The sequence below is a fragment of the Henriciella mobilis genome, from assembly GCF_003576315.1.
Classification (GTDB): domain Bacteria; phylum Pseudomonadota; class Alphaproteobacteria; order Caulobacterales; family Hyphomonadaceae; genus Henriciella; species Henriciella mobilis.
Window position 1 is genome coordinate 413,713 of record NZ_QWFZ01000003.1, and the last position, 16,598, is coordinate 430,310.

At 63.7% G+C, this 16,598-nt stretch carries 16 protein-coding genes; 2 read left to right on the top strand and 14 right to left on the bottom strand.

Translation table 11 applies throughout. The features are described 5' to 3' along the window. Positions 1-100: 100 nt before the first annotated feature. Complete coding sequence (locus tag D1227_RS02080; protein ID WP_119375548.1) at positions 101-661, bottom strand: hypothetical protein; 561 nt, start codon at positions 659-661, stop codon at positions 101-103. Between the two features lie 140 nt (positions 662-801). Here D1227_RS02080 and glmM point away from each other — a divergent pair, with 140 nt between their 5' ends. Together glmM and D1227_RS02090 are read left to right on the top strand one after the other, a co-directional pair. After that, positions 802-2,148, top strand: coding sequence for a phosphoglucosamine mutase (glmM, locus tag D1227_RS02085; RefSeq protein WP_119375549.1), 1,347 nt, complete (start codon positions 802-804; stop codon positions 2,146-2,148). A gap of 63 nt (positions 2,149-2,211) precedes the next feature. Beyond that, positions 2,212-2,982, top strand: coding sequence for a formyl transferase (locus D1227_RS02090; RefSeq protein ID WP_119403609.1), 771 nt, complete (start codon positions 2,212-2,214; stop codon positions 2,980-2,982). Here D1227_RS02090 and tilS read toward each other — a convergent pair. The 13 genes from tilS to D1227_RS02155 form a co-directional block, all read right to left on the bottom strand. Further along, on the bottom strand, positions 2,963-4,180 hold the full coding sequence (tilS, locus tag D1227_RS02095; protein ID WP_158586546.1) for a tRNA lysidine(34) synthetase TilS: 1,218 nt from the start codon (positions 4,178-4,180) through the stop codon (positions 2,963-2,965). The two genes, D1227_RS02090 and tilS, sit on opposite strands and share 20 nt — an antisense overlap. Beyond that, positions 4,168-5,106: a tol-pal system protein YbgF gene (gene ybgF / locus D1227_RS02100; protein ID WP_119403611.1), complete on the bottom strand. Its 939-nt coding sequence runs from the start codon at positions 5,104-5,106 to the stop codon at positions 4,168-4,170. Before ybgF ends, tilS begins: the two co-directional genes overlap by 13 nt. 104 nt (positions 5,107-5,210) lie before the next feature. After that, entirely contained in the window at positions 5,211-5,768 is a 558-nt protein-coding gene (pal, locus tag D1227_RS02105; protein WP_119376053.1) for a peptidoglycan-associated lipoprotein Pal, read from the bottom strand. Between the two features lie 139 nt (positions 5,769-5,907). Beyond that, positions 5,908-7,269, bottom strand: a complete 1,362-nt coding sequence (gene tolB, locus D1227_RS02110; RefSeq protein WP_119375553.1) for a Tol-Pal system beta propeller repeat protein TolB — start codon at positions 7,267-7,269, stop codon at positions 5,908-5,910. A 25-nt stretch (positions 7,270-7,294) separates the two neighbouring features. Beyond that, the gene (locus tag D1227_RS02115) at positions 7,295-8,206 is read right to left on the bottom strand and encodes a hypothetical protein (protein WP_119403612.1); all 912 of its coding nucleotides are present in this window, start codon (positions 8,204-8,206) and stop codon (positions 7,295-7,297) included. Between the two features lie 4 nt (positions 8,207-8,210). Then, positions 8,211-8,651, bottom strand: coding sequence for a protein TolR (tolR, locus tag D1227_RS02120; RefSeq protein ID WP_119375555.1), 441 nt, complete (start codon positions 8,649-8,651; stop codon positions 8,211-8,213). Positions 8,652-8,654: 3 nt separating this feature from the next. Then, the gene (gene tolQ / locus D1227_RS02125; protein WP_119375556.1) at positions 8,655-9,392 is read right to left on the bottom strand and encodes a protein TolQ; all 738 of its coding nucleotides are present in this window, start codon (positions 9,390-9,392) and stop codon (positions 8,655-8,657) included. A 187-nt stretch (positions 9,393-9,579) separates the two neighbouring features. Continuing rightward, positions 9,580-10,014: a YbgC/FadM family acyl-CoA thioesterase gene (locus D1227_RS02130; RefSeq protein ID WP_325048687.1), complete on the bottom strand. Its 435-nt coding sequence runs from the start codon at positions 10,012-10,014 to the stop codon at positions 9,580-9,582. 12 nt (positions 10,015-10,026) lie between these two features. Further along, entirely contained in the window at positions 10,027-11,613 is a 1,587-nt protein-coding gene (gene purH, locus D1227_RS02135; protein WP_119403613.1) for a bifunctional phosphoribosylaminoimidazolecarboxamide formyltransferase/IMP cyclohydrolase, read from the bottom strand. 87 nt (positions 11,614-11,700) lie between these two features. Next, complete coding sequence (locus tag D1227_RS02140; RefSeq protein WP_119375558.1) at positions 11,701-13,578, bottom strand: polysaccharide biosynthesis protein; 1,878 nt, start codon at positions 13,576-13,578, stop codon at positions 11,701-11,703. Continuing rightward, the gene (locus D1227_RS02145) at positions 13,575-15,302 is read right to left on the bottom strand and encodes a heparinase II/III family protein (protein WP_233349486.1); all 1,728 of its coding nucleotides are present in this window, start codon (positions 15,300-15,302) and stop codon (positions 13,575-13,577) included. Before D1227_RS02145 ends, D1227_RS02140 begins: the two co-directional genes overlap by 4 nt. Positions 15,303-15,327: 25 nt before the next feature. Further along, positions 15,328-15,996: a ribulose-phosphate 3-epimerase gene (gene rpe / locus D1227_RS02150; RefSeq protein WP_119375560.1), complete on the bottom strand. Its 669-nt coding sequence runs from the start codon at positions 15,994-15,996 to the stop codon at positions 15,328-15,330. A gap of 93 nt (positions 15,997-16,089) precedes the next feature. Continuing rightward, a complete protein-coding gene (locus tag D1227_RS02155) occupies positions 16,090-16,587 on the bottom strand; it encodes an outer membrane lipoprotein (protein ID WP_119375561.1) in 498 nt (165 codons plus the stop codon). Between the last annotated feature and the right edge of the window lie 11 nt (positions 16,588-16,598).

Genomic DNA, 16,598 nt, shown 5'->3' on the forward strand with positions numbered 1-16,598 from the left:
CCGGGCCCTCGTCACTGCAATTAACATGCCGATTTGTTACAGGAATCAAAGAGCCGCCCTCAATGGGGCGGCCCTGACTTGTGCAGCGCAGCAATGACGCTCAGGAATTGTCCGGCATGCTCGATTGCTGTGATGCGCCGGCATCAGCCCGGCGGCAGCAGCGCACATCCATTTCCAGTACCTTGCTGTTGAAGCGGCACTGGTCATTGTTCACCTCGCGCAGGAAGGACAGCCCGCCTGCCGCATGCGTGTAGCGCGTCTGGCTGCAGCCCATGACAGTGTAGCCCGTCGGGCACGAGCCAACGGCTGACTGGTTGATCGTGTTTGTCATGCAGTCGAGGTCGCTCATGTTCAGCGCCTGGTTGGCCCGGGACATCGCCGCGTCTGCAGACGCCTGGGCCTGCGCCGCGGCAGCGCCGGCTTCATCGGCCGAGGTCTTGGCGGCAGCCGCCAGGGCCTGAGCCTCCTCAAGGCTGAGCTTCGTGTTCGCGATGGCCGTCGTATTGCCATCCACTTCAACATTCAGGCGGCACACGGCCTCGCCGGCACGATCAGACGAAGCACAATAGTCCGCAACGCTCTGATCTCCTGGAATGGACGTTGCACACGCCGCCATGAATACACCTGCGGCGAGGGCGATTACGGTCTTGAAGGCACCCATTACCATTCTCCCTTGTCTTTCTATGGCCCCATTCATGCAATCCTAAGCCGTCTGTGCAAGAGCAAACCCCGCTTGGCAGGGCACCGCGAAGCTGGCATTGGCTTGAGCGTGGCCCCGATGGCACGAACGGAGAGCAGGACATGTCGCGCAAATATTTCGGCACCGATGGCATTCGTGGACGGGCTAATACGCCGCCCATGACGCCTGAAATCGCGATGCGCCTGGGCATGGCCGCCGGCAAGTACTTCCGGCGCGACGAGTCCCGGCGCCACTCCGTCGTCATCGGCAAGGATACGCGCCTGTCCGGCTACATGCTGGAGCCGGCACTGGTCGCGGGCTTCACCTCGGTCGGCATGGATGTGACCCTTTTCGGGCCGCTGCCGACGCCGGGCGTTGCGATGATGACGACCTCGCTTCGCGCCGATCTCGGCGTTATGATCTCGGCCAGCCATAATGCCTTCGAAGACAATGGCATCAAGCTGTTCGGGCCGGATGGCTACAAGCTGTCGGACGAGATCGAGCTGGAAATCGAAAGCCGCATGGACCGCGCGCTCGACGACAAGCTGGCTGCGCCTTCCGCCCTCGGCCGTGCCCGCCGCGTCGACGATGCGCAGGCGCGCTATGTGGAGATCGTGAAGGCTACCTTCCCGCGTGGCATGCGCCTGTCTGGCCTGCGCGTCTGCGTCGACTGCGCGAATGGCGCAGCCTACAAGGTCGCCCCGACAGCCCTTTATGAACTCGGCGCCGAAGTCTTCCCGATCGGGGTGTCCCCGGATGGCTTCAACATCAACAGCGAGGTTGGCAGCACCGACACGCGCGCCCTGCGCGAAGCGGTGCTGAAGTATCGCGCCGATATCGGGATTGCGCTCGACGGCGATGCCGACCGCTGCATCCTGATCGACGAGAAAGGCGACACAATCGATGGCGACCAGCTGATCGGCATGATCGCAACGCACTGGAAAGAGCGTGACCTGCTGGCCAAGAACGGCGTTGTTGCGACGGTGATGTCCAATCTCGGCCTCGAAAAGCACCTGGCGGCGATGGGTCTTTCTCTCGAGCGCACCAAGGTGGGCGACCGGTATGTCGTCGAGCGCATGCGCGATGGCGGCTTCAATCTCGGCGGGGAACAGTCCGGCCACATCGTGCTGTCCGATTATACGACAACTGGTGACGGCCTGATCGCTGCACTTCAGGTCCTCGCTGTCATGGTTGGCAGCGAGAAGCCCCTTTCGAAAATCTCGCGGGTCTTCGAACCGATCCCGCAGAAACTGGTCAATGTCCGCTATTCGGGCGGCGATCCGCTCGAGAATGAAACCGTTCAGGAAACGATCTCGGCCGTCGAAGGCCGTCTCGGCAAGGCAGGCCGTCTGGTCATCCGCAAGTCGGGCACCGAACCCCTCATTCGCGTCATGGCCGAAGCCGAAAAGGCTGATGACATGGAAAAGGCGGTGAACGAAGTGGCAGACGCTGTTCGCTCCGCAAGCTGACGATTTCCCCTAGCACGCGAATTGCATGCGAAATCCCGACTGGACCGTTTCGGGAGTTCAAAAATGTCCTCGCCCCACTCGATCGTCGCGCTGACCGCCGGCGGTCCGCACAGCTGGATCATGATCAATGCGCTTCGCGAGCGCTTTGGCCCTTTTGCCATCATCACGGAAGACGGCGAGCCGGAATCGGTGCTCTGGAAGCGGCGGATGAAGATGCTGGGCCCGCTCAAGGTCGCCAGCATGCAGGCTGCGCGCATCCCGATGAAGCTGACCAAGCGCGGCACGCAAGCGATCATCGATGATCTCATTGCGTCTGAAGGCCTGAAGCCGGAGGCGCCGGATGAAGACGATATTATTCGTGTCCCGTCCGTGAATTCGGAGGCCTGCCGCGGCGCTCTGAAAACACTCGATCCGTCGGCTGTCTTTGTCGTGTCGACGCGAATGATCGGCAAGAAGACGCTGGGCGCCGTCAACGCCCCGTTCATCAATTACCATTCAGGCATCAATCCGGCCTATCGCGGCATGTTTGGCGGCTATTTCGCGCTCGCCAACGGTGAGCCGGAGCATTTCGGGGCAACCGTTCATCTTGTCGACGAAGGCGTCGATACGGGCGGCATCCTTTACCAGTCCCGCCTTGAGCCGAAGCCCGGCGACAATTTCCACACCTATCTCTGGCGCCTTGCCGCCGGGAGCCGCGACATCGTCATCAAGGCCATGGAAGATGCGGTATCCGGCACGCTCTCGCCGGTTCACGTAAACCTGCCATCGCGCCAATGGTTTGCGCCCACGCTCGGCGGTTATGTCTGGACTGGCCTCAGCCGGGGCGTGTGGTAGCGACTGGAGAAGGCGATTGCGCGCCCGTACCGGCAAGCTCAACGCCCAGACCAGCACCCATCCGAAGAGCCTTCTCCCATAGGACGAGCCGACCGGTCAGGATTTCCTCGTAAGGGTCGTCCGGCATCCCATGACGCACCAGGAACGGGCTTTCCTCCACGTCTGCGCCTCCTGGCGCCGCGCGCCGGTAACGCCCATCCCAGATGCCATCCTGCCAGCCCGCGCAGACCTCGCCCGGATCGCGTCCGATCATCAGCGTCCCGCCTCGTCTCTGCAGCCAGGCACCGCCGAGGGTGAGACGGCTCTTCGGACCGCCACTGGCGAGGTCACTCGCGAGCGCCAGCAAAGGCTGAGGCGCGACCGGGCTGTCACTGCCAGCAGCCGCTTGCAGCAGGATCGACAGGAGCCGGGCGCGAAGGCGCAGGCTGCCGGCCAGTCGGCCCATCTGCAGCTCGACAAGGCCCGCTGGATCGATACGCACACAGGCCGACAGCATGTCCGCCAGCTGGATGTCCTCGACGGCCCGCAGGCGCATCGCATCATCCGTGATCCGGCTGAGGCGGGCCGCGTCCAGCTGTCCGGCCAGCTTTCGCATACGAACGCGCTCATAAGCGTCGGACTCATTGCTCGGATCCTGTACCCAGGACTCGCCGCGCTCGGCCAGCATTGCCATGAGGTGCCCGCGCCTTACCGCGATTAACGGACGGCCAAGCAGGATATCGCGCCCTTCAGGCCAGACCGGCGAAACCGAGACTGGTTGCGGCCCGACAGCGCCAGCCAGCGTGGTGGGCCTGGCAAGGCGCATGAGCAGGGTTTCCTCGACATCGGTGCGCGTATGACCGAGCAGCAGCAGCCCTGCCCCCGCTTCGCGCGCCGCAGCGGCGAGGAGGGAATGGCGCGCCTGCCTTGCGGCGTCCTGGCTGCGCTTGTCCGGCGTCCAGGTGAGGCCGCGCGCAGAAAGGCCGAGCGATGCAGCTTTGGCGGTGACCCATTCGGCTTCCTCGCGCGCTTCCGGCCGCAGGCCGTGGTCGACTGTCAGCACGATCAGGTCGCGCCCGCTACGCCGCGACCAGGCTTGGGCCAGCAGCATCAGGGCGAGCGAGTCGCTGCCGCCGGAAACAGCAATGGCGACAGGGCCATTCGTGCCTGCCGCCATTCGGTCGATCAGATCGGAAATATAAGTTTCTAGTTGTCGCACTCTGCACGCGTACGCTCGAGCGCCGCGAGGTTGCGGGTCACGCCAGACGCATTGGGATATTGCTGCGGCAGGATGTCGAGCGCATTGCACGCCTTGTCGAGGTCACCGACGATGCGCATCGACCGTGCCAGCTTTACCAGTGCGTCCGGGGCGCGGGCATGGTCGGGATATTCGCGGATCATCTGCGTATAGGCCTGCCCGGATTCGGCATAGGCATCCTGCTGGTAGAGCGACTCGGCCAGCCAGTATTGCGCTTCACCGGCCTGTGGATCGTCGCCGAACTGGACGAGAAAGGCGCGGAAAGCTTCTTCGGCGCCTTCGAAATCGAAATTCAGGAGCTTGGACTTGGCGGCGGAAAAGAGCGGGCCTGCCTCGCCCGGCAGGTTGCTCGCCTTCAACGTACCGAGCGAGCCCTGGAGTTGCGGATTGTTGCCGCCATCGCTGCTTGCCGACGACTGGGTGACCACGCGCCGCTCGGGCTGCGCGTCCGTTCCGGCCTCGTCCTCCGCTGGCTCTGCAGCCGCTTCACCCTCCGGCGCATTGCCGGCTTCGAGCATGGCTATCACGGCCGACAAATCGGATTCGAGGGCCTTCACCCGTTCGGTGAGCCGTTCATTCTCGGTGTTGAGGGATTCGATGGCAGACCCGATGCGGGAGTCGTCCTCCTGCATCCGGTTGATTTCTTCGCGGGTCTGGGACAGCAGGAATTCCAGCGTCTCGACCTTGCCGTTCGCATCGGCAATTTCCTGCTCGAGGCGGTCATTCTCAACCATGAGCTGGGCATTCTGCTGACGGATATCGGCCATCTGCTGGGCCAGGTCACCGCTTGTTGCCCCCCGCTGGATCGGCGCGCTCTGGGCGACGGCCAGCGGACTTAAAGCGGAGAAGGTCATTGCAAGGACGGCGACCGTTGCGAAACGCACCATGATCGAGGCACTCCAGACTGCGTAGAACTCTAATTGATCTGCATACGAAAAAGCCGGGGCCAAAATATGGCGCCCGGCTTAATCATTACAGAAGACAGATTGTCTTAGCTGCTGGCGCCGGACAGGATCTGCGTGAAGCCGTTCCGGTTCAGGGCCCATGCTGCTTCGTTCGAGCGGGAGTCGATCGGACGCTCCTTGCCGTAGGAAACAGTGTCGATGCGGGCCGGGTCAACGCCGAGGCTGAGCAGGTACTGCTTCACCGTGTTGGCGCGGCGTGCACCGAGGGCGAGGTTGTACTCGCGGGTGCCGCGCTCATCGCAGTTGCCTGCAACGAGGATACGGACGTTCGGATAGGATTGCAGCCATGCCGCCTGGCGCTGCAGGATTTCCTGATCGTCCGGATCGAGGCTTGCCTGGTCGAGATCGAAATAGACGCGGTCACCGACGTTCACGGTGAAGTCCTGGATCGAACCAGCAGCCGGGCCGGCGTCAACGACGCGCTTCGGCTCTTCAATGGTTTCTTCCTGGACGGGTTCCACAGGCGCCGTGTTGGTCTCGACAACCGGCTCAGGTTGTACCGGCTCCGGTTCTGGCGTGGAAGAGCACGCAGCGGCGCCAATAAAGAGCGCTATTGCGGAGGTGGTAAGAGCAATACGACGCATTGATAACTCCTTGCTATGGTCGTTCAGCGAGCGCGTGTAGTCGCCGATTTTGTCAACTTCGTGGCTGAAGCCATGCCGTTTGCTGCCGAGGCAGCTGGGACGTGACATTTTCAGCACTATGGCGGGCGGCCCGCAAGACTTAATTCAAAAGCGGCGACCAGGCCGGGTCCGATGCATCGGTCGGGGTCGGGATCGGACGCAGGTTGCGTCCTGTCAGGTCAACCGACCAGAGTTTCGGACCGGCGCCCGGCGCCTGCTCGCGGAAAAACGTAATGACGCGGCCGTTCGGCGACCATTCCGGACCTTCATCGAGATAGGATTCGGTCAGGATGCGCTCGCCCTTCCCGTCGACGCCGATAACGCCGATATGAAAACGGCCGCGCGACTGCTTGGTAAAGGCGATCAGGTCCCCGCGCGGGCTCCAGACCGGTGTTGAGTAGCGGCCCGAGCCGAAGGTGATCCGGCACGCCGTGTCGCGCCCGCCCGACGGACAGGTCAGGGGCGATCCGTCAGCGTTCATGATGTAGAGCTGCGGGCTGCCGCCACGGTCGGAGTTGAACACGATCTGCTGGCCGTCCGGCGACATGGACGGCGAGGTATCGATGGCCGGATGGTCGGTCAGCCGGCGCGTGCGCTGGGTGACGAGATTGCGGATATAAATATCCGAATTGCCCTCGATCGCCTGGGTCAGCAGGACCGATTCGCCGTCGCGGGTGAACCGGGGGGCGAAGGTCATGTTCTCGAAATCGCCGAGCACTTCCTGACGGCCATTCTGGATGTCGAAGAGATAGACGCGCGGCTCGTTATTCTCATACGACATGTAGGTGATCTGCTGGTTCGACGGCGAAAAGCGCGGCGTCAGCACGGTGAAGGTCCCGGAGGTGAGGTATTTCACGTTCGCACCATCGGAATCCATGATGGCAAGGCGCTTGACGCGGGCATCCTTCGGTCCGGTTTCGGCGATATAGACGATCCGCGTGTCGAAATACGGATCCTCGCCGGTCAGGCGCGTATAGATCGTGTCGGCGATCTTGTGCGCGATACGGCGCCAGTCCTCGGGTTTAGCCGTGAAACGCCGCCCGGCCTGGCCCTCCAGGCGCATGACCTCCTCGCCATAGACGTCCCAGAGGCGGACCGAGGCACGCACGAACTCGACGCCCTCCACGGTCACCATGTCGATCTGGCCGACGACGAGCGCATCCGTCTGGATGATCTTCCAGTCGGCAAAGCGCGGCTGGTTATCGATGGACAGGTCGCGCTGGATATGCGCGCTTTCGGGGGTGATCGTGAACAGGCCGGTTGAGACCAGGTCATTCTGCACGACCTTGGTGATCTCGGCGGCGAGCTGCTCGTCCGCGCCATTCGAGACGTTGAAGGTCGGCACCGCGATCGGTGTCGGCTTCAGGACGCCTTCGGAAATGTTCACGGTCACTTGCGCAAACGCCGCGGGGACGAGCATCGCAAGTCCGATCAGCAGGCTGGCGGCTAGTTTGTTCAGCATATCATGGCTCCTCGCCTGTTAGTCTTTAGTCAGCGGTGAACGCGGGACCAAGGTTGATGTTCGCAATTTTCCAGATTTCGTAGTCGTCGCGCGGCAGCCTGTAAGGCTGGCACTTGCGTACTGCCCGCAGGGCCCGCTCGACGGCCAGTGACATTGACCGGTCGCCAATCGGCGCACGCGACGGGCGCACAAGTTCGATATCGATGAGGTTACCCTCGGCATCCAGCTCAGCGCGCATGCTCACATTCAAGCGCTCGGGATCCGGCTGGTCGGCGACGCCATCCCAGCACGGATAAATTTGATTGTAGAGCAGCTGTTCGATGCGCACCGTATTGGCCGTGCGCTCGCCGGCGCCCTTTCGCGGGTCCTGCGCAGGCGGCGTGTTGTTCAGCAGCTGGCGCTCCGGCAGCTTGGGCGGCTGGGTCTCGCGCTTGGTCTGGCGCTCGCTTTCAAAGGTCGATTCCGCATCACTCAGGAAATCGTCCAGCGGGTTGCGCTTCTGGACCGGATTGGGGGCCTTCGGCTCCGGTTTCGGCTGTTCCGGCTCCTTCTTTTCAGGCTCGGGCTCTTCCTCAGGCTCGGCTTCGAGGTCCGGCATCACGTCTTCGGGCTCTTCCTCGGCGGGCGCGGCCTGCGAGGCGGTTGAGACATCATCTTCGGGAAGGTCGCGCGTATCGGGCTCGATCTCTTCCGGGGCCTCGGACTCTTCGGGCTCCGGCGGGGTCGGTTCGGGCTCTTCCTCAGGCTCGGGCTCGATCTCTTCCGGCGGCTCGACGACCGGGGCGACATTGGTCATTTCCCCGACATCGACCAGCTCCACCGGAACGATCACGAACTCGTCCTCGACCACGCTGGTCCCGACATAGGGCCAGGCGAGGTAGCCCGCGCCGATGACGACGGCGTGCAAGGCAATGGAGGCGGGGAGTCCGCGGATCATGGGCTTACTGGTTCACCTTCGGGTCGGTCACGAGCGCGATATTGCGATAGCCGGCGCGCTGCATGCGGGTCATGACGTTCATCACGTCGCCGTAGTTCACGCCGGAATCGGCGCGCAGGTAGATGCGCTCCTCATAGCCCTCGCCGGCAATGGCATAGAGGGTGGAGACAAGCTCATCCGGGCCGACCTTCGTATCCTGGATGAAGATCTCGCCACTGGCGTTCAGCGAAACGGAAAGCGGCTGCGACTTCGGCGCCTGGAGGTTCTCCGCGCTCGCCTTTGGCAGCGAGACTTCGACACCCGTGGTCAGCAGCGGCGCGGTGATCATGAACACGATCAGCAGCACAAGCATGACGTCGACCAGCGGCGTGACGTTGATTTCTGCGGCGAGGCCGCGGCGCCCGCGCGACTTGCCTGGCGTTCCAGATGCCCAGCTTCCGGCCATGGCTTATGCCCCTCCGTCGGTCGAGCGGCGCGACAGGCGCACCAGCAGGTCTTGCGAGAAGGTGTCCAGGCGGTCGGCGAACTGGTTCAGGTCACCGGTGAACTTGTTGTAGAAGATGACCGCCGGGATCGCCGCGATCAGGCCAAGGCCGGTCGCAAACAGCGCCTCGGCAATCGGGCCGGCGACGTTGGTCAGGCTGGTGTCCTGCTTCTCAGCGATGTTGATGAAGGCGTTCATGATGCCCCACACCGTGCCGAACAGGCCGATAAAGGGTGAGGACGAGCCGATGGTCGCCAGGACGCCGAGCCCCTTGCTGACCCGTCCGACTTCACGGTCGACACCCGCCCGCAGGGAGCGTTCGGCACGGTCGACCAAGATGGATGGGTCGTCTGACGGGCCGAGCCGGCGCGCATCGTTCCACTCACGCGAGATCGAGGCGAACAGCCGGGAGGCCGGATCGCTGTTGCCTGTGCCGGGACGGCCATCGAGATCATCGGCCCGGCCGGTCCAGAAGGCATCCTCGAACTGCTTGGCTTTCTTGCGCGCGCTGCCCACCGTGAAAAGCTTCTCGACGATCACCGCCCAGGACCAGAGGCTGGCGACAAAAAGGGCGATCAGCACGAACTTGACGACGATGTCGGCTTCCATGAGGAGGCCGAAGAAGGAAAAGCCGCCTTCCGTCGCGGCCGCTCCGAGCGCCTCTCCGTCGCCAATTTGCTGCGCAAGCGCGAGTAAATTCATGAGGGTCCTCTTTCCATGTCTCTGCATCAGCCGGTGCGCCAGGCACGCAGCCGAATGGGGCCCGTTCAGGCAAGCCTGTCCCATATCCAATGAGAATCAGGCGGAAACTTGACGCTACTGCCGAGGATGGCAGCGGGTGCAGCAATGGAGTGATCTGGTTAACGTTTTGTCAGTAAACCGCCCGGTTTCACGGCTGGTAGACAAATCCGGCCAGCTTTTCGACGACATCCGGGATCGGCCTGCGGGGGCGCCCGTCGGCATGAATCATCACCGCTGTGATGTCCGCTTCGGCGATGACCTCCTCGCCGCGGAACGCTGTCTGCTGGAAAATGACCTTTGCCCCCCGGCAGCCGAGATAGCGTGAGCGGATGGACAGGAGGTCGTCGATCCGGGCGGCGCGCCTGTAATCGACATTCACATTGGTCAGCGTGAAGGCGGCGGGGTCAGGCCGGTCGAGCAGCGCCTGGTGGGCCACCCCGGCATCGCGCAGGAATTCCGAACGCCCGCGCTCGAAATAGCGCAGATAGTTGGCGTGATAGACCATGCCGGTGAAGTCGGTGTCTTCATAATAGACCCGGACGTTCAGCCAGTGCTGTCTCAGTTCGTCGAAGGGAGAGGTCACAAGCCCGCCCTCCTAGTGCCGGAAGTGCCGCATGCCGGTGAAGACCATGGCGATGCCAGCTTCATTGGCGGCGGCGATCACGTCATCGTCGCGGATGGACCCGCCCGGCTGGATGACCGCCGTCGCCCCGGCCGAGGCAGCCTGCAACAAGCCGTCCGGGAAGGGGAAGAAGGCGTCCGAGGCGGCGACACACCCTTTGGTGCGAGGCGCATCCCAGCCAGCGGCTTCCGCCGCATCCTCGGCCTTGCGCGCAGCGATCCGGGCAGAGTCGATGCGGCTCATCTGACCAGCGCCGATACCGACGGTCGCGCGGTCGCGGGCATAGACAATCGTGTTGGACTTCACATGCTTGGCAACGCGCCAGGCAAAGAGAAGATCATCCATCTGGGACTCATCGGGCGCCTTTTCCGTCACGACGCGCAGCTCATCGCGCGTGATGCGTCCGAAATCGCGGTCCTGGACAAGCAGGCCGCCCGCAACCGTCTTGACCATCCGGCCCTTCGCCGCCGGGTCGGGCAGGCCGTTGGCAAGCAGCAGGCGCAAATTCTTCTTTTTCTCGAACACAGCCAGCGCGCCTTCGTCCGCGCCCGGCGCGATCACGACCTCTGTGAAGATCTTGGTGATCTCTTCCGCCGTTGCCTCGTCGAGCATGCGGTTCAGCGCAACGATGCCGCCAAAGGCCGAGGTCGGGTCGCAGGCCAGCGCCTCGCGATAGGCCTCGATCGGCGACTCCCCGAGCGCCACCCCGCACGGATTGGCGTGCTTGATGATCGCGACGGCCGGGGTCTCTTCGCCCAGCTCACCGATCAGCTCATAGGCCGCATCGGTATCGTTGATATTGTTGTAGGACAGCTCCTTGCCCTGGACCTGGCGCGCATTGGCAACGCCGGGGCGCTTCTCGCCCGTCTGGTAGAAGGCTGCCGACTGGTGCGGATTTTCGCCATAGCGAAGCCCCTGCAGCAGCCCGCCGCCAAAACCGATCCAATCCGGCGCGGTCTCTTCCAGCTGGCTCGCATACCAGCCGGAAATGGCCGCGTCATAGGCGGCCGTACGCGCATAGGTCTTCGCGGCAAGCCGGCGGCCATGTTCGGCGGAGACGGTCGCATCATTATCGTCCATCTCGGCAAGGACGCCCGCCAGGTCATCGGCATCAGTGCAGACGGCAACCGAATGGCCGTTCTTGGCAGCTGCGCGCAGCATGGCCGGCCCGCCAATATCGATATTCTCGATACATTCCTCGAAACCGGCGCCGGACGCGACCGTCGCCTCGAAGGGGTAGAGATTGATGTAGACCAGATCGATCGGTTCGATGCCGTGCCGCTCGGCGTCCTCGACGTGGCTCTCCTTGTCGCGCAGGTAAAGCAGGCCGCCATGCACGGCGGGGTGGAGCGTCTTGACCCGGCCTTCCATCATTTCCGGATAGCCGGTGAGGTCTGCCACATCCTTCACAGCGAGGCCCGCCTCTTTCAGGGTGCGGGCCGACCCGCCGGTCGAGACCAGCTCGACCCCGTGCGAGGCCAGGCGCTGCGCATATTCAACAAGGCCCGTCTTGTCGGATACAGACAGGAGGGCGCGGCGGACTTGGAAACGCTCGGACATGGCTTGGGGACACTTTTCCTGAATTGGGCAGAGAACAACGCGCCTGCCGTATCATGAACCCCCGCAAGGTCAACTTGGCATATGGCGTCAGGCAGGCATGCGCTTGGGCTTGTACTCCGGCACCAGCCGCGAAAGGATCTCGATGGCCTCTTTCCGCCGGCGCTGGCGGGCCATGTCGAGCAGTTCGTCGAGCTGCTCGTCGAAGTCATTGGCAACAACCTGGCGCGAGCCGACCTTGTAGATGCCCTCGATGCCGATCGCGTAGACCTCTTCATGGTTGTAGGTCAGCATTTCGTGCATCTTCTCGCCCGGGCGAAGGCCGGTTGTGCGGATCTCGATATCGCGGCCGGGCACCAGGCCTTTCAGGCGGATCATCGCCTCGGCCAGCGCCTTGATCTTCACCGGCTCGCCCATGTCCAGCACATAGAGCGATGCGGTCCCCGGCATGCCGTTATGCGTCGCCGACTGCAGGACCAGGGCGGAGGCCTCCTCCACGGTCATGAAGTATCGCGTCACATCCGGATGGGTCAGCGTCACCGGGCCGCCATTGGCAATCTGGCGCTCGAACAGGGGCACGACCGACCCGGACGAGCCAAGCACATTACCGAAGCGGACCATGGAGACGGCGAGGTCAGACGCCTCGGCCTGCCGGGTCATCGCGATCTCCGCCAGGCGCTTCGTCGCACCCATGACATTGTCCGGGTTCACCGCCTTGTCTGTGGAGACGAAAACCAGCTTGCCGACCTTGCAGTCGACCGCCGCCCGTGCCGTCTGCAGCGCGCCGCCGACATTGGTGAGGATGGCCTCGCAGACATTGCGTTCCATCAGCGGCACATGCTTCAGCGCCGCGGCGTGGATCACGATGTCGGGCTGGATCGCCTGCATCAGGCTCGTCACCCTGTGGCTGTCGCGCACATCGCCAAGCTCGGTATGAATGTCGATATTGGGGAACTCGTTTCGAAGGGCGAGATCAGCTTCGTAGAGATTGTATTCCGACGCGTCGAAAATCGTCAGCGAGGCGGGGTTCATCCGCGCGCACTGGCGCGCCAGCTCCGACCCGATCGTACCGCCGCCGCCGGTGACGAAGACATTCGAGCCCTCGATCAGCTCGCCGACCGGGCGGCTGTCGAGCACGCGTTCGCGACGGCGCAGCAGGTCCGACGGGCGCACCGGCAGCATGCCGTTTCCTTCGCCGCCGGCCTCGAGCGTCATGATCTCGGCCTTCTGGTTGGCCGCCTCCTCGAGGATGCGGGTCATGTAGACGCGCTCACGGGCGACACCGGCCACGGCAACGAGCGGTGTCTTGCCATAGCGGACCGACAGGACGTCCAGCACCTTGCCGAGATCGTCGAGCCCGCCCATCACCGGAACCCCGCGAATGGCGCGGCCAAGCTCGACACCGTCCGGTTCGATGAGGCCGAGGATGCGCACGCGCGCGCCTTCATCGTTCTCATTCACCTTGCGCAGGATGGCGGGGGCTTCGGTCGCCTTCGCGATCAGTACGGCGATCGGTGCATCGGCCCGGGCATTGGAGAAGAAGATCTGGAACGGGCGGTTCGTCGAGCGCGCCAGCGCCACCATCCGGCCGAGGAAGAGCAGGCTCAGCCAGAGGATGTCGGCAATGATGATGGCCGAGCGGGGAAAGCCGACAAGCCGGTTCCAGAGGAACATGATCGGCAGGAACATCAGCGTGGCGACGCAGACGCCCTGGATGATTTTCACGGCATCGGGCCAGCCGGCATGACGCCAGACCTGTCGGTGAACACGCATGATGTAGAAGGCGGTCAGCGCCACCATCGCGAATGTGATCGTGGCCATGGCCCCGGACCGCCAGGCATCTGGCGGCGCGCCATTGGTGGCCAGCCAGCGGATCGAGATCGCCACCGCCATCGCAATCGTCGCTGCCATCGTGTCGAAGGCGAGCGTCAGCGCCATGGCGCGGCGGGCTTCATTCCTTGGTGTCATGCGGGCCGATCCTTGAGGAAGGCCCAGCGCACGGCATTGGGCGGGGTTGACCCGTCGCTGTCGGGATTGGCCCGGCCGCTAAGGACGATCTGCCAGCTCTGTTCGACAATTCCGCGCGCGAGATAGATTGTCTTCTCCAGCCGCGCAGCCTCATGGCTGGTCTTGAACCGCCAGACCGAGCCGCTCTCGCTTTCGAGGCGGATGGCGGTGTCGCCCATCGTCGCCGTCACCGTTGGGTGGAGGTGGAATCGTACAACGTATGGAATGGTCCGGTCACTGTCGGCGGTGCCCTGCGAGACCGGCCGGGCCAGTGAATCCTCACCCGTCAGCCGGCGGCCATCGCCACTCATGAACAGCCGGCGCCGGTGCAGCAGCCCGAATGTCTTCTTGTAGCCGCCATGCTGGGCGTCGAGCCAGATCTCGTCTGCCTCTTCCAGCCGCTTGGCCGAAATCCCTTCCGGGCCGACCGGAAACACCAGACCGGTGTCCTCATTGCGCCGGAAGGGGGCTGAATCCTCATTCGCGATAATCAGGGTCGAGTGGGCGCCGGTGCGCCGGACGGCTGCCTGCCAGTCGATGTCCACTTCCGGGCTGTAGCCGCAGCTGGTGATGAGGCGGGCCTCGCCATCATGCAGCTCGAAGCCGAGCGCGCCCGCATGGGCCCCGTCGCCAAACGGCTCTTCCGGCGCGTTGCCCGCATCAAGGATGAGGCAGGTCTCACCCTTCTGGAGTTTGTGAAAGCCGGATTTGGGCGCAACAGTGAACCGGCGCGGCGGAGCCTGCAGCCTCGAAAGCGCAGCATCCACGGTCTCGGGCAGGCTTTCCTGGCTGTCATTGAACGGAGGCAATGCACCGTCTCCTGCCCTGAAGAATCCGATCATGCCGCCCAGCCGTTCAATCCACCGTAGCATGAATTCGGGCACCGGACGCTCTGATCGTTCGGTCAGGTCCTTGAGGACGCAGAGGTCGAGCATGGTGCGCAAGCCCCGTGCGGGCGAGCGGCTGACATGCCCGCCATCGGGAAGGATCTGCGCGGTGCATTCATTGTCGAGCCGCTCGAAAGCTTCATCGAGCCCCTTGCCGCGGCGCACGCAGATCGCATGCGCGGCCATGACAGCGGCAATCCGCCAGCGGGCCGCTGGCTCGCTGCAATCCTCGTGCAGGGCGTCGACATGTCGGACCTGCCGGCCGAACACTTCCAGCCGGTGCTGCACCGCCTCTTCCGGGCCGTGCTCGAACAGGCCCGGCCCGCAGAGCATCCAGTTCCAGACGCGGTCTGCGGTGCAGCCGGCCCGCCAGGCAAAGCCATTGAAGCGGCCGAAATTCTCGATCCAGTCATCAACCAGGTAACGCGCCCGGTCAGCGCCGGCATCGCCCTGCGTGAACAGGTCACCGAGCCAGTCGAAGCGGTGCACGCGGTCGGTAAAGTGGCGCGAGGGGAGCGGCTCCGACCAGGGCGGGCGCCCGCCGGGCATCTCGACCTTGGCCATGCCGATGCGCCAGATATCGCGCATCAGGCTTTCGCCGCGCAATTCGTCAGGCGGGGCAGCCGGGCGGGGGTAGAGCCCAAAACCGTCTGGGGCCGATCCGGCAATCTTCAGGCGATGGATCGGACTCGCCGTGGCTTCCTCGCCCGCCTTGCCGGTAAAACGCGCCCATAGCTCAGCGTCCTCTTCGGCGCTACGTCGCGGCTGGGAGCCAGATTTCGCATACTCGGCTGACATCAATCGCCCGATCCGCTTGTTCGGTTCAGCTGACCATTTCACCACGAAGGGCCGCGATGTTGCCCGCGTAACTGGAAGGCCCGCCCTTGAAAACAGCGGAACCTGCAACAATCGCCGTAACGCCGGCGTCGATAGCCCTGGGGGCTGTCTCTGAATTGAGCCCGCCATCGACCTCCAGGATGATCTTGCGCCCGCTTTCGTCGATTTTCTTGCGGAAGGCTTCGATCTTGCGCAGCTGGCTGTCAATGAAACTCTGGCCTCCGAACCCTGGATTGACGGACATGACCAGAATTAGATCAACATCGTCAATGATCGGATCGACCACATCGGCCGGCGTGCCGGGGTTTATGGCGACGCCTGGCTTCATGCCCGCCGCCCGGATCGCCTGCAGCGTCCGGTGTATATGCGGCCCGGCTTCAGGGTGAACGGTCAGGATATCGGCGCCGGCCTTGGCGAAATCGTCGATGAAGGGATCAACCGGTGCGATCATCAGGTGCACATCAAACGGCTTGTCGGAGTGCGGCCTCAGCTTTTCGATCACCGGCGGGCCGAATGTCAGGTTCGGGACGAAGTGCCCGTCCATGACATCGATATGGATCATGTCGGCGCCCGCGGCGTCTATGGCGCGGATCTCCTCGCCAAGCTTGGCAAAGTCAGCCGACAGTATGGAGGGGGAAATGAGGACGTCACGCATGTCTATCGCCTAGAACCAAACCGCCGCCAGCACAAGGCTGACGGCGGCTAGCGGATGTCGTTCGTGAAGGCCCTGTGGCCTTCAGGCTATGGCCTAGTAGTAGCCAGCCGGCGAAACCACGACCTGGTCGGCGCGGAAAGTCACGTTCACGCGCGTGCCGGGCTGGATGTAGATGTCGTTGCCCTGGACGATTTCCTTCACTTCGCCGCTGTCGAAACGGATCGTGTAGGCAAAGCCCTTGCGGGTATTGACGCCCTTGCCAACCTCGTTACCGGCGATGCCGCCGAGGACCGCGCCACCAATGGCACCGGCCGTCTGGGCCTTGTCGCCGCCACCGAGTTCGGAACCGGCAAGGCCGCCGAGGACGGCGCCGGTCGCCACGCCAATCACGGACTTGTCGGGACGGATCACGACTTCGCGCACGGCGGTCACCGTGCCTTCGCGGACAGTCGATGCATAGCCGACATCGGATGAGTTGACGGTATTTGCGCCATAACCGCTGGCACAGCCCGCGAGCGCAAGCGTGAGGGCGGCAAAGGCGCCGGCCATCATCTTGTTCGGCGTCTTAACGGTTGCTGTTTCAGTCGTCATAGGGTGCTCCT

Coding starts and splice junctions, on each gene's coding strand:
- D1227_RS02080 (WP_119375548.1), bottom strand. CDS start 661: ATGGGTGCCTTCAAGACCGTAATCGCCCTCGCCGCAGGTGTATTCATG.
- glmM (WP_119375549.1), top strand. CDS start 802: ATGTCGCGCAAATATTTCGGCACCGATGGCATTCGTGGACGGGCTAAT.
- D1227_RS02090 (WP_119403609.1), top strand. CDS start 2,212: ATGTCCTCGCCCCACTCGATCGTCGCGCTGACCGCCGGCGGTCCGCAC.
- ybgF (WP_119403611.1), bottom strand. CDS start 5,106: ATGGTGCGTTTCGCAACGGTCGCCGTCCTTGCAATGACCTTCTCCGCT.
- pal (WP_119376053.1), bottom strand. CDS start 5,768: ATGCGTCGTATTGCTCTTACCACCTCCGCAATAGCGCTCTTTATTGGC.
- tolB (WP_119375553.1), bottom strand. CDS start 7,269: ATGCTGAACAAACTAGCCGCCAGCCTGCTGATCGGACTTGCGATGCTC.
- D1227_RS02115 (WP_119403612.1), bottom strand. CDS start 8,206: ATGATCCGCGGACTCCCCGCCTCCATTGCCTTGCACGCCGTCGTCATC.
- tolR (WP_119375555.1), bottom strand. CDS start 8,651: ATGGCCGGAAGCTGGGCATCTGGAACGCCAGGCAAGTCGCGCGGGCGC.
- tolQ (WP_119375556.1), bottom strand. CDS start 9,392: ATGAATTTACTCGCGCTTGCGCAGCAAATTGGCGACGGAGAGGCGCTC.
- purH (WP_119403613.1), bottom strand. CDS start 11,613: ATGTCCGAGCGTTTCCAAGTCCGCCGCGCCCTCCTGTCTGTATCCGAC.
- D1227_RS02140 (WP_119375558.1), bottom strand. CDS start 13,578: ATGACACCAAGGAATGAAGCCCGCCGCGCCATGGCGCTGACGCTCGCC.
- D1227_RS02145 (WP_233349486.1), bottom strand. CDS start 15,302: ATGTCAGCCGAGTATGCGAAATCTGGCTCCCAGCCGCGACGTAGCGCC.
- rpe (WP_119375560.1), bottom strand. CDS start 15,996: ATGCGTGACGTCCTCATTTCCCCCTCCATACTGTCGGCTGACTTTGCC.
- D1227_RS02155 (WP_119375561.1), bottom strand. CDS start 16,587: ATGACGACTGAAACAGCAACCGTTAAGACGCCGAACAAGATGATGGCC.